This is a genomic window from Candidatus Cloacimonadota bacterium, from assembly GCA_016932035.1.
Classification (GTDB): Bacteria; Cloacimonadota; Cloacimonadia; order JGIOTU-2; family JGIOTU-2; genus Celaenobacter.
Map to the genome: position 1 here is coordinate 1 of JAFGDR010000040.1, position 13,525 is coordinate 13,525.

The 13,525-nt window shown below is 38.7% G+C and carries 12 protein-coding genes; 11 read left to right on the top strand and 1 reads right to left on the bottom strand.

What is annotated here, in order from left to right:
• Together dnaE and JW794_07070 are read left to right on the top strand one after the other, a co-directional pair.
• A partial coding sequence (dnaE, locus tag JW794_07065; protein ID MBN2017867.1) for a DNA polymerase III subunit alpha occupies window positions 1–1,989 on the top strand: 1,989 nt, incomplete at its 5' end.
• On the top strand, window positions 1,979–3,316 hold the full coding sequence (locus JW794_07070) for a GWxTD domain-containing protein (protein ID MBN2017868.1): 1,338 nt from the start codon (window positions 1,979–1,981) through the stop codon (window positions 3,314–3,316). The genes dnaE and JW794_07070, both read left to right, overlap by 11 nt.
• Here the strand turns inward: JW794_07070 and JW794_07075 are convergent, their stop codons facing one another.
• Window positions 3,317–3,682, bottom strand: a complete 366-nt coding sequence (locus JW794_07075) for a YraN family protein (protein MBN2017869.1) — start codon at window positions 3,680–3,682, stop codon at window positions 3,317–3,319.
• 40 nt (window positions 3,683–3,722) lie between these two features.
• Here JW794_07075 and priA point away from each other — a divergent pair, with 40 nt between their 5' ends.
• The 9 genes from priA to JW794_07120 all read left to right on the top strand — a co-directional run bounded on the left by priA (window position 3,723) and on the right by JW794_07120 (window position 13,524).
• Entirely contained in the window at window positions 3,723–6,104 is a 2,382-nt protein-coding gene (priA, locus tag JW794_07080; GenBank protein MBN2017870.1) for a primosomal protein N', read from the top strand.
• Between the two features lie 113 nt (window positions 6,105–6,217).
• Window positions 6,218–7,105: a polyprenyl synthetase family protein gene (locus JW794_07085; protein MBN2017871.1), complete on the top strand. Its 888-nt coding sequence runs from the start codon at window positions 6,218–6,220 to the stop codon at window positions 7,103–7,105.
• Entirely contained in the window at window positions 7,105–7,941 is an 837-nt protein-coding gene (locus tag JW794_07090; protein MBN2017872.1) for a geranylgeranylglycerol-phosphate geranylgeranyltransferase, read from the top strand. The genes JW794_07085 and JW794_07090 overlap by 1 nt, the downstream gene beginning before the upstream one ends.
• On the top strand, window positions 7,938–8,684 hold the full coding sequence (locus JW794_07095) for a geranylgeranylglyceryl/heptaprenylglyceryl phosphate synthase (protein ID MBN2017873.1): 747 nt from the start codon (window positions 7,938–7,940) through the stop codon (window positions 8,682–8,684). Before JW794_07090 ends, JW794_07095 begins: the two co-directional genes overlap by 4 nt.
• Before the next feature lie 5 nt (window positions 8,685–8,689).
• Complete coding sequence (locus JW794_07100) at window positions 8,690–9,484, top strand: hypothetical protein (protein MBN2017874.1); 795 nt, start codon at window positions 8,690–8,692, stop codon at window positions 9,482–9,484.
• A 25-nt stretch (window positions 9,485–9,509) separates the two neighbouring features.
• Window positions 9,510–10,493 carry an NAD(P)-dependent oxidoreductase gene (locus JW794_07105; GenBank protein ID MBN2017875.1) on the top strand — a complete coding sequence of 328 codons (984 nt, stop codon included), beginning with the start codon at window positions 9,510–9,512 and terminating at the stop codon, window positions 10,491–10,493.
• A complete protein-coding gene (locus tag JW794_07110) occupies window positions 10,493–11,356 on the top strand; it encodes a class I SAM-dependent methyltransferase (GenBank protein MBN2017876.1) in 864 nt (287 codons plus the stop codon). The genes JW794_07105 and JW794_07110 overlap by 1 nt, the downstream gene beginning before the upstream one ends.
• A 9-nt stretch (window positions 11,357–11,365) precedes the next feature.
• Window positions 11,366–12,385 carry a flippase-like domain-containing protein gene (locus tag JW794_07115; protein MBN2017877.1) on the top strand — a complete coding sequence of 340 codons (1,020 nt, stop codon included), beginning with the start codon at window positions 11,366–11,368 and terminating at the stop codon, window positions 12,383–12,385.
• Between the two features lie 29 nt (window positions 12,386–12,414).
• Window positions 12,415–13,524 carry a hypothetical protein gene (locus tag JW794_07120; GenBank protein ID MBN2017878.1) on the top strand — a complete coding sequence of 370 codons (1,110 nt, stop codon included), beginning with the start codon at window positions 12,415–12,417 and terminating at the stop codon, window positions 13,522–13,524.
• Window position 13,525: the final 1 nt, after the last annotated feature.

Sequence of the window (13,525 nt, forward strand, 5' to 3'; positions counted from 1 at the left end):
ACACTTGAAGGTCTTCCGCGTCACCCGGGCGTACATGCTGCAGGTGTAGTTATTGGACCTGACAAACTCACAAATCATATACCCCTTGCAATAAATCCTAAAGATAAAACAGTCATCACACAGTATGATGGAAAATGTCTTGAGAAACTTGGTCTGCTCAAGATCGACTGTCTCGGATTGAAAAACCTTACAATCATTGAAAGAGCGCTTCAACTCATCAAAGAGCATCATGGCATAGACCTTGAAATCGATGAGATCAATCTGCATGATACCGAAACATATAAACTTTTTCATACAGCCGAAACTGATGGTGTGTTCCAGTTTGAAAGCTCCGGCATGAGAGGTATTCTTAAGCGGATCAAACCAAACTCTATCGAAGACCTTGCAATATGTAATGCCCTCTATCGCCCCGGAACACTCGACAGTGGCATGCATGAGGTGTATATTCGCCGGAAAAATAATAAAGAAAAAGTCGATTATCTCGATCCGATGCTTGAAGATATCCTTCGTGCAACCTTTGGTGTGATCGTTTTCCAGGAGCAAGTCATTCAGATCGTGAACATCCTGGCAGGTTTCTCTTTAAGTGAAGCTGACATCCTTCGTAAGGCAATGGGGAAAAAGGACAAGCCCCTCATGGATAAATACCGACCTCTCTTCATCGAAGGAGCAGTGAAAAACGGTATTTCAAGAGAGAAAGCGATACAGATATTTGACCGGATCGAGACCTTTGGTCGATATGGTTTCAACAAATCCCATAGTGTGGCGTACAGTATTATTGCTTACCAAACAGCATACCTTAAGGTACATTACACTGCTGAATTCATGGCTGCTTTGATGACCGTTGAAAATGATACCGCAAAGATAGCTCGTATTATCGAAGTATGCCACAAGATGAATATCGAAGTTCTCCATCCAAATGTGAATATCAGCGATTACAGTTTCACGGTAAAAGACGGGAAGATCATTTTTGGTTTGAAAGCGATCAAAAATCTCGGCGAGAATGCTATTCGGGCGATCATCGAATCAAGAAAGAAAAATTCTTCGTTCAGTAATATCTTTGAATTGTGCGAAAAAGTTGATGCAAATCAGCTCAATAAAACTGCGCTTGAAAGTCTTATAGGTGCGGGAGCACTTGATGAGCTCGAAGGAAACCGTGCTCGGCTTTATGCTTCTGTAGAGATCGCCCTGGAATATGGTTCTCAAAAATTCAGAGAACGCCAGAAAGGGCAATCCTCGCTCTTTGCTTCTATGAAGGTGCAGTCTCAGGACATCTATCCCCCCTTACCGACTGTGAAAGAATGGGATTTCGGCAGGCGTCTCGATCTGGAAAAAGAACTTCTTGGATTTTATATCTCCGGACATCCTCTTACCGCATATGAAAAGGACATACAGACTCTGACAAACTTGAACACAAAACAATATAAAAAATGTGTCAAAGCAAACAAACAAGATGAATTAAGAGGTCAAGATATCAGGATCATTGGCATCGTTGAAGAAGTCAAACTCATCAAAGATAAGAAAAAAAGGACTATGGGTTTTATCTCTTGTGAAGACTTGCATGGTAAGTTCGAAGTGGTTCTCTTCTCAAATGAATATGCAAAATTCGGAGATTTGCTTAGCGAAAAGGATATCATTTATATTATTGGAAAACTATCTAACAAATCCAGAGACAACCAGGATCGTCTCTCGATTGTTGCAGATCAGATCATCCTCGAGGAAGACTGGAAGAAAGATATCTCAGGTGTGATCTCTTTTGAAATTGACGAAACCAATTACACTGAGAAGGATCTCAATCGCTTTGTTGAAGAACAGATACTTCAGCACCCGGGAAATTTCAGAGTGGTCTTTAATGTCCGCACAAAACTGTTTGGCACACTTAAGATTGAATCTCAGCGTTACAAAATGTTCCCGGATAAAAACCTTTACAAATATTTACAAAATAATGGGCATTTTATAGAAAACATGAAGGTGGTCTTTAATGAACAGTAAAAATATTTTACTTTTACTTTTTGTTCTATGCTTACCGGGACTTCTTGTTGCAGAATTGAATGTTTTTTTCGACTGCAATAGATTTCCTGCTGCAGGGGAAAATACGAATTTTGAAATAACATACAAGGTTTTCGATTCGGACCTTGATTTTGCTGCAAGAGATAATGTTCTCGCTGCTCAGCTTCTTGTTGATTTCAATATATATAACGCTTCTGGACAGGAACTGTATCATAAAGATTATATTCGACAAATAAATGTAGATCTGGATAAATCCTCGATCTATCATGGGGAGTTTTTTATTGATAAGATCAAAGTAACCGTCACACCGGGACTCTATACATTCTCTGTTGAAATTGAAGATCGGGTCAGCTCAGAGAATATTCAGTGGGAGAAAACCCTGAACACCCTCGATTTCTCACATATGAATCTCAGTGATATTGAGATAAGCTCATTTCATCAGTCAGATACCACTTCCAGCTTCATGGATTTTAAACGTGGTGATATTCTGTTTCTTGTAAATCCCAACCACCTCTTCGATCCATCAAAAAACGAAGGCTTTTCCTATTATTTTGATATTTACAAAAATCCGGAGGATGTTACATCACTTTTGGAAGGTCACTGGGTCGTCAGCGTTCTCGATAAAGATCACATAGAGAACTTTCATAAAGAAAAGGAGTTCACTTCTATCTCATCCATTAAGTCTTTCTGGGATTGGATACCCATTTCACAATGGGAACAGGGAACATACACATTTTCTGTTCTACTCTACACCGAAGAGAATAAAGAAAAACCAATTGCTTCCCGTGAAGAATTGATATTTATTCATGAAGATGTTGAGAGCATCTCAAAAACTGAAATCGACAAAGAGTATCGTTATGCGAAGTATTTTCTTACTAATTATGAAGAACAGCTTTTTAACAGTCTCGATGATGAGGGGCGTGTTGAATTCCTCAGACGTTTCTGGGAACAGAATGATCCCAATCCTAAAACTGAGCAGAATGAATATAAAGAAGAGATCATCCAGCGGGTTAATTACACAAACAGAAATTTCTCACATTACGGCGAAGGATGGAACACGGACAGGGGTAGAATTTATATTCGTTTGGGAAAACCGGAAGAAGTGATAGATAAAAGCTACGAATACGACGCAAAACCCTATATTATCTGGAAATATTATCTCGGTGGAAAACGCATCTACGTTTTTGTTGATTTTACAAAACTGGGCAATTATAAACTTGTGTACTCGGAGAATGACGAGATGGAGTTCAGCGATCCAAACTGGGAAGATTATTTAGGACCATATTTTGATGAGAATGAGCTGCAGTGATCAGTAATCTTCTCCAAGAAATGCATTCTCGATGTGGCGTAATATATAATCCTTTGCATTTTTATCATAATCAAGTGTAATGATATCGAACCGGATTGGCATATCAATTTCTTTTTTTGCAAGGTAATGGTAAGCAGTTTTTATGATTTTCTGCCTTTTGCTTTCCGTTACTGCATCTAATGGTTCTCCAAAGGTATGTGATCTTCGGGCTTTAACTTCTACCAGGACAAGTTCATCATTTTTGCTGCAGATAATATCTATCTCTCCATAGGGTGAATGGTAATTGCGCTCGATGATTGCATATCCTTTACTCGTAAGATGTTTCGCTGCCTGGTCTTCTCCAAAAGTTGCAAGGTTGATTTTCATGTGTTAAAAGTGCAATGATAAAATTTTATGTAAATAAATTATGAAAACCTATATCGAAGTTGCCCTGCCCATCAATGTTCAGGATACATACACCTATTCCTGTCCAGCTAAGCTTAAGCCTATGATAGGGAAGCGCGTAATTGTTGATTTTAATTACCGGATCCAGACTGGTGTAATCGTTGCTCTTTTGAAACAGCCCACAATCGATACAGGTAAGATCAAAGAAGTTCTTGAAGTGATCGACAAAAAACCTCTTGTTAATCACGAACTTCTAACCTTCGCTCAATGGATCGGAAGCTACTATCATTGCCCGATCGGTCTTGTTCTCAAAGCGATGCTTCCCGCAGGGATAAATGTTAATACGATCCAGATGATCCTCCTCAAAAAGAACAAAACCAAAGATCAGAATTACCAGACAGTACTTGCACATATCGAACATTGCGGGGGACAATGTTCAATCGATGAGTTGAAAAAACTAAAGATTTCTCCACTTTTCAAAACACTCCTCGAAATGGAGGATTCGGGATTGATCGAGATCGAGCGTCAATACAAGAGGATTATACAAAAGAAGATCGTCAATTGCATCAAACTCACAAACAAGTCCAATGAAGAAACGCTAACAGAAAAACAGCAAGCTCTACTTGATTTTTTCCATGAGCAATCCGATCCGATCTATATGGCAGATATTTCAAAACTTTTTTCATATAGTATCATCAATAAGCTTAAAGAGAAGCAATTGATTGAGATTTATAAAAAAGAAATACATCCTGATATTTTTTCAAACATTGTATCGCACGCTCCTCCAATATATGAACTTACAGATGAACAGGCAGAGGTCCTTCATGCTCTAGAAAACCAGATAGAGAAGGAAACCTTCAGCACTTTTCTCCTTCATGGCGTGACATCCAGCGGAAAAACAGAAGTGTATATTCGAGCTATGAAACGAGTTCTTTCCCTTGGGAAAACAGCGATCATTCTCATTCCTGAAATATCATTAACTCCCCAGACTGTTGAACGTTTTTACTCGCACTTTGGAGATATCATAGCTGTACTTCATAGCAAGCTGAGTGACAGGGAACGGCTACATTATTGGAATCTCCTTAAAAATGGAGAGAAAAAGATTGCAATCGGACCGAGAAGTGCACTCTTCGCTCCATTGGAAGAAATCGGGCTTATTATCGTTGACGAGGAGCATGAAAATACTTATAAACAGCATGAGCGTCCACCGCTATACAATGCACGGGACATGGCTGTGCTCAGGGGAAAACTCAATGATGCGGTTGTGCTTCTTGGAACTGCGACACCCTATCTCGAGTCATTCTATAATTCAGAGAAAGAGAAATACACGCTTCTCACGATGAAGAACCGGGTAAAGGATCAGATACTTCCGAAAATCACGATAGTCGATATGCGTCAGAAAGAGGATCATACGGAAATCCTCTCAAAAATCCTCAAGGACAAGGTCGAAGATCGAATCAAGAAAAAGGAACAGATCCTTCTTTTTCAAAACCGTAGAGGATATGCTTCGTATGTGCAATGCGTTAAATGCGGACATGTTATTCAGTGCCGTGACTGCAACATCAGCATGACCTATCATTCCAGAAACAAAAAGATAAAATGCCATTACTGCGGTTATGAAAGAGCTTTGCCCCGCACATGCCCAGAATGCGGAGGCTATATTTTTAATTTTGGTTCACCCGGAACAGAAAAGATTGAGCAAAATCTTCAGTTCCTTTTTCCAACTGCACGAATTGCCCGGCTTGATACAGACACAACATCAAAAAAGGATACATTTCAAAATGTGTTTAATCAGGTTAGAAATGGTTACATCGATATTTTGCTGGGGACACAGATGATAATCAAAGGACTGGATTTCCCGAATATTACACTTGTGGGAATAATCTCGGCAGATGTGAATCTCAACCTTCCTGATTTTAGGGCATCTGAGCGAAATTTTCAGCATATTATCCAGGTGGCAGGACGTGCAGGCAGGAGCGAAAAAGAAGGGGAGGTCATCATTCAGACCTTCAATCCAAAGCATTACAGCATCCAACTTGCACAGCGGCAAAATTTTCAGGATTTTTATGAACATGAATTACTCCTCAGAAAGGAACTCCACTATCCTCCTTATACAAAACTTGCCCGAATCCTATTTTCACTCAACAACGAAAAGCAACTCCAGTCGATCATGAATAAGGTCAAGGAGAAGATCGCAACATTTCCTCAAAAAAAATCATTAATTATCCTTAATCCAACACCTGCACCAATCAGTAAAATACGAAAACAATACCGTTATCACATTTTACTCAAAGCTGGAAATCAACTAAGAATCACACAATTTCTTGATTGGTTTAACAAAAATATTCGTATCCCTAAGTATGTCAAAATACAAATAGACATCGACCCCATTTCACTTTTATAGAGGAAGTTAAATGCATTTCATAGCTGCAAATATTGACAAGAATTTACATCAATTACAGGTTTACAAACGTTATCCCGATCAATCGGGAACGGAAAACAGCCCCAGGAGGATTGTTGATTTTAGATAAATATTTTGAGAGTAGAAGAGATCTTATCAATAAAGCTCTGTCGAAATATCTCGATTCGGACAATACAAAACCGGAGATAATTCATCGAGCAATGAGATATTCTGTTCTGGCAGGTGGCAAGCGTCTTCGTCCGATACTTATGCTGGCTACGTTTGAAATGCTTGTGAACAAACGGGACAAACGGACGATCCAGCCGGTACTCCCAGTTGCTTGCGCAATAGAACTCCTCCACACTGCATCCCTCATTCATGATGATCTTCCATTCATTGATAATGCTGACGAGCGACGAGGTAAACCAAGCTGTCATAAAAAATTCGGTAATGCCATTGCAATCCTTGCCGGTGATGCTTTGATGACAAAAGGTTTTGAAACAGCGTTAAAGCTTCGAAATAGCAAAAAAGCGATCCAGTGTCTTGAAGAACTGATCGAAGCAACATCAACCCGCGGGATGATCGGTGGGCAGGTCGTTGATATTACCGCTTCACAAAAAAGAGTGAAACTTCATATTCTCAGAGATATACATCTTAAAAAAACAGGTGCACTTCTCCGAGCTGCTGAACGATGTGCCTGTATACTGGCCGGTGCTAATGAACAGACGATCAATGCAATGAGTGATTTTGCGCTTAATATCGGTCTGGCATATCAGGTCATAGATGACATTCTCGATGAAGTCGGCGCTGACGATCTGCTTGAAAAAGAATCCGGCGAAGACCTGAGAAATGAAAAGGTCACATATCCAACACTTCTCGGCATTGAAGAGTCAAAGCGACAAGCTCAAAAGCTCATCCATGACGCACAAAACATCATTAAATATATTCCAAACAACAGCGTTCTCCTGGAAATTGTAGAACGTATTAATGATCGTATTCCGTAGTGACACAACGTTTCCTGGCATATATACGAATTCTCAGACCACTGAATTTCCTCTTTGTTTTTATCGCTGTTCTTTTCGGGGTATATTATAAAATACAAGCATTCCCGCTTCTCTATCCAGTCCTGGCAGCTTTAGCTGCAGCACTTATCTCCGGGGGCGGTTACGTTATTAATGACTACTACGATTACTCGATAGATGTCATCAACCGTAATGAACGAGTACTTCCTTCCGGCTTGATATCAAAAATTGTGGCAAAATTTTATGCACTTTTACTTTTCACAGTGGGAATTCTAATTTCAATTTTTATTCGTAATCCATGGATGATAGCACTAGCAATATTAAACACCCTTCTTCTTTATTTCTATGCGCTTAAAGGAAAACAACTTCATTTCTTTGGAAATTTACTTGTCGCCTTTATTACAGCATCAACCTTCATCTTTGGTAGTTTCATTACAGGTAATTTTAGTAATGCAATATTTGTAGCACTCTGTGCATTCTTCTATACATTCATCCGTGAAATCGTTAAAGATATTGAAGACAAAGAAGGCGACAGTTCGACCGGATCGAAAACGCTGCCTCTTATCTGGGGAAACAAAAAAACTCTAATAGTTGCATTTTTAAGCTGGATTGGGTTGCTGGTGGTTATTATCTGGGCTTATCCTCGTTACTATACACTTACTTTTTTAATAATTATATTGATTAGTATTGTTCTCTTACTTTTACTTGACATTGTGATTCTTTATATTACTCAAAATAAGAAGTTGATTAAATTTTCAGAAAGATATATGAAAATCCATATGCTGATTTTTCTAGTAATTTTATGGGTGGCACAATGAAAGATAAAATCTTAAGTTTTTTAAATTCACGAGTTAATGCTGCAAAACCTGGCTTTTTATGTCTTATCGATCCTGACAAACAACAACCTGACGAATCCGCGCAATTAGCTCTCAAATGCCAGGATAATGGTGTCGATGTAATTCTTGTTGGTGGCAGTTTGATGGTAAAGGATAATTTCAATGAAACCGTTAAAGTGATAAAAAACCAGGTATCGATACCTGTTCTTGTGTTCCCTGGTATTTTTAATTTTGTCTCCCCCTATGCGGATGCGATCCTTTTCCTGAGTATGATGAGTAGCAGAAATTCCCAGTTGCTTATCGGAGAACAGGTTCGAACAGCCCCACTCATTAAAAAGTATGATGTCGAGGCGATCCCGACAGGTTATTTTCTTATTGAATCAGGCTCCCTCACATCTGTGCAATTCATGAGCAGCAGCTTGCCAATACCACGAACTAAATTTGATATTGCAGTATCACATGCTCTTGCCGCACAATATCTTGGCATGAAGTTGATCTTCTTCGATGGAGGAAGTGGTGCAAAAAAATCTGTACCTGTCGAGATGATAAAACGAGTAAAAGAGAACATATCAATCCCGCTGATCATCGGTGGAGGGATCAGCACTCCTGAAGAAGCCCGAGAAAAAGTGGAAGCTGGTGCAAATTTTATCGTAATCGGAACTGCAATTGAAAACAACAACAAGACGAATCTTATTAAAGAATTTTCTGAAGCAATCCATTCATAGCTGACATGATTGATATTCATACACACGTACTCCCGGGAATCGATGACGGAGCTCAAAACCTTGACGATACTCTAGAAATTTTAGAAGCACTCCAGGCACAAGGAGTTACAGAACTTGTCGCCACACCTCACATTATTACCGGAGTATATAATAATTCACGAACAATAATCGATCAAAAAATATCAGTTGTCAAACAACTCATCAAAGATAAGGAATTCAAAATCAATATACATTCAGGGGCTGAACTCTATCTCGAACCGGATATTGTACAGAAAGTCAAAGATCAAAAACTAACTCTCGCGGCAAGTAATTATGTATTGATCGAAACAGCTTTACAGCAATTCCCGGACAACTTTGAGGACATACTTTTTAATTTCCAGCAAGAGGGTTTTCGCCCTATTATAGCACACGCTGAGCGATTCAATCCGTTCATGGAAAATTTTGATTATTTGCTCCAGATTGTAAATAGAGATATTTATGTTCAAATGAATAGCGGTAGTATCCTCGGTGTGTATGGAAATGCGGTAAGAGATCTGGCACTCGCCATGTTACATAAAGGTTGTGTTCATGTTGTTGCATCAGATGTTCATGGTCTTAATAAACGTCCCATCCTAATGAAAGATGCATTTGAATTTGTCGCCATGGAATTCTCGAATACATTAGCAGAAAACCTATTTTATAAGAATCCAAGGCGAATTCTTGATAATGAAGAGCTGATACACAATTTTGATGGTTATTTTGATGAGAGAAAAAAACCCGGATCATTTAAAAGTAAACTTAAGTCTATCTTTCGAATATGATTACTTGAATTAAAGTTGGTTGGAAGTGAACATTCTCATTACCGGTATCACGGGCTTCATAGGCGGAGAGCTTTGTAAGACACTATTAATCGAAAAATCGAACAAAATTACAACTCTAATGCGTTTGAATACAGCAATTGAAAGATTTGTTTTCTTTAAAAAGAATAATGTAAATTGCATCGAAGGAGATATTGCTGATAGAGATTTTATTCATTCTGTTTTCAAAAAGAAATTCGATGTTGTCTATCATATCGCCGCAATACGTGGTGGCAGAGATTTTTCCAAAAAAGAATATTATCGCTCAAATGTAGATGCTGCAGTTAATATTGCTGAAGAATGTCTTGAACATAATGTAAAGATGATCTTCTGCAGTTCGGTAGGAGTATTTGGGGCAATTCCAAAAGAGCTACCTCCCACCGAAAATACAGTTCGCCAACAAGACAACTATTATCATTACACCAAGATTGAAGCAGAGAAAAAACTCAAAGAATTAGTTCCACAAGGATTGAATCTCGTGATAATCCGACCATCAATAACATATGGCATCGGCGACTATGGTTTTCCATTTACATTGATAAAACTCATCGATAAAGGCATGATGCTCCTCCCATCAAAGGATATCATGATCAACATGGCTGATGTATCAACCCTTATCCAGGCATTCATTTTAGCGGGAACTGCAAAAATCAAATCCGGCAGTGCATATAATATCGCAGACAGACATCCAGTTTCTCTCAAAGGATTAACTCATTTTATTAATCATGAACTTAAGAATTCGGACTATCCCAAGTGGAAAAAGTTACCCAATTTTCTTTCAAAATTAGGACTTATCATCTTCTCAAAACTGATGAAAAATGAGCTCTGGACTGCACGGATCGAACTCATCTCAAAAAGCTGGTTCTATGATGTTACTCCAGCAATGAAAGATTTAAAAATCATACCACATGACACCGTCCCGGCATTCTCCTATGTGATTGATTGGTATAAACAGATAAAGGAGGAAAACTGATGGCTATTCCGATCCTCAAAACATGGAAAGAGTATTTTATAGATAAACCCGACGAGGGACTTGGTTCAAGTTATGAGCGAATTGTATTGAATAATAAATTAGATGAGGTAATTCACAATTACCAATGTCATAGAATACTCGAAGTTCCCACCTTTGGCTTCACTGGAACGTCCGGGATAAATTCAATGTATCTGGCAAAAAAGGGAAAAGAAGTCTATCTCATTGATAACAACAAAGAACGGATCGAACTGGTAAGAAGTGTCTGGAATAGAGTTGGAATACATGCTGATTTTTTATTCCAGGAAAATTTTGAAAAGCTGGGATTTCTGGACAAAACCTTCGATCTTACGTGGAATTTTTCTGCTCTATGGTTTGTAAATGATCTTGAACAGTTTCTTGGAGGACTAACCCGTGTAACCAAAAAAGTGATTTTTATCTGTGTGCCAAACAGGTCCGGTTTTGGATATCTGCAGCAAAAATACTCATCGCTTCATGAGCTTAAAAAACACCTGAAAGAGAAGAATATAATTCCAAAAAATATAATTTCTATCATGAAAAAACTCAATTGGAAGCTTGTTGAAAGAAATTATATTGATGCCCCGCCATGGCCTGATATAGGCATGAATAAAGAAAAATTTCTTGCATCATTACACTTGGGTTTCCTGCTAAAAAAGAAAGACAAATCAGAAGGTGATAAACTCTGTATTCTGGATTACTATGCAGGAAGAGATCCTGAATTTTCAGAACAAATGATGAAATATTACTGGTTTGAAAAGATTGCCCCTAAATTCATAAAATTTTTCTGGGCTCATCATAAATTCATGCTTTTTGTAGATGCGTCTAAAGAGACTATAAACAAATAAGTTCGAAAAATGTCAGATAGAAAAAAGATCATAATCGGAATTCTCATTGGAATCGTTCTCATCATTGTTTGGATGCAGTTCATCAATATGGACGAGGTTCTTGGGTATCTTAAAAAACTTAATGTTCTCTATGTTCTGATCGCTTCTATCCTGTATCTGCTTTCCTATTTTATCCGCTCAGTACGCTGGAAACAAATCCTTAAGCCCGTTTGCAAACTTACAATCAAAGAAGTATATTTTAATTGGATGGCTGGCTTCTTTCTCAATTATTTGATACCCATCCGCGCAGGTGAATTCGCTAAGAGTTATTTTATTAAACGAACAAAAGGTATCCCGATATCAAAGAGTCTTCCATCAATTTTTATCGATAAAGTTTTTGATTCCATATCTATCTTCCTCGTCATCGGGCTTATTCCATTTCTGCATGTAAATATCTCGAAACCTTTGCTTATTTTGATCTTCCTGCTTATTGCTGTATTCATCATCGGTGCTGGTATCCTTGTAATATCGGCGATAAACAAACCACTTGTGGTAAAAATTCTAACAAAATTCTTCTTTTTTATTCCCAAGAAATTTAAAACTAAATTCTTTGAGATTATTGAAATTTTCGTCGAAGGCGTCGGGCTTTTCAGACATCATACAAATATCCTTCCGTCAGTAATTGTTTTAACCATCGTTGCAGTACTGATAGACAGTGTTTACTTTTTCTTTATTTTCCGCGCATTCGATCAACTTATTTCATTTCCGATCATCCTTTTTGGTTATACACTGATCTATCTTTCCTATATTCTTCCTACACCACCTGCACAGATAGGAAGTAATGAATTAATAATGGTTTTAATTTTTTCTGTGGGTCTTGGTTTGAATAAAGAAATGGTAAGCGCCGTCATGACATTTGCACATTTATTGACAGGAATTTTAATTGTTGTTGTTGGATTAATAAGTTTTAGTTATATCGGTGTGAACATTGCAGACACCTTCCGCGATGTGAACATCTCAGAAATGGAAGATGATTTTAAAGATACGTAATTTTTCTTCATAAACAAACTGGAGATTCTATGAAAAATTTAGTTTTTTATGTCTTCCTGGGTATTTTGCTGACGAATGTGTCCCTTTTCGCTCAGGACATCTCCTTCACCGCGAAAGACAACCCTAACGATGATGGTGGAGCGATTATCCTGGAATGGGATGTTCCCCTTACCTATAATGAAATGGTAATTACCCGTAGTACGGATAATGAGAATTTTATCGAGATCGCCGTGGTAACTCCTCTACTCAAAACCTACATCGATGATGAAAATATCGAGGACGGGCAGGAGTATTTCTATAGACTATCCCTTGTTGATGCTGATGGAGAGAAGCAAAGTTTTGAAACGAATGCTCTATCATCTGCAGAGTGGTTCAACACGGACAAAATTTCTCTATTAATCATGGCAGTCCTTCTTGGAACAGCGATCACCTATTACATTTTTTCTGCACGAAAAGGAAAGCGGCTTTATATCAGAAAGATCAGCGGACTGGATACGATTGAAGAAGCGGTCGGTCGAGCCACGGAAATGGGCAAGCCACTTTTGTTTGTTCCAGGTATTATGGACCTCGATGATATGCAGACAATTGCAGGATTGAACATTCTCGGTCATCTCGCCCAGAAAGTTGCACAATACGATTCTACGATCCACGTGCCTGTATGCCGCTCGATGGTTCTTTCTACTGCAAAAGAGATCGTGAAAGAATCCTACCTTCGTGCCGGCAGACCCGATGCATTCAGACCGGACTCAGTATTCTATCTTACTGATGACCAGTTTGGATATGTTGCAGGTGTGGACGGTATCATCCTTCGCGAAAAACCTGCTGCAACTTTCTATCTTGGTGCATTTTACGCTGAATCACTTATTCTTGCAGAGACCGGTTTTGAGAGCGGTGCTATCCAGATCGCTGGTACTGCTATGCCCACCCAGATACCCTTCTTCGTAGCTGCCTGCGATTATACCTTAATAGGTGAAGAGCTTTTCGCTGCATCAGCATACCTTTCAAACGAACCAAATCAGCTTGGTAGTCTTAAAGGTCAGGATGTTGGTAAGGCGATCATTATCATAACCCTTCTTGTCGGCGTCATACTCGAAATGTGCGGTGTACATTTCCTCAAAGACTTTCTGGCAACCCACTAAC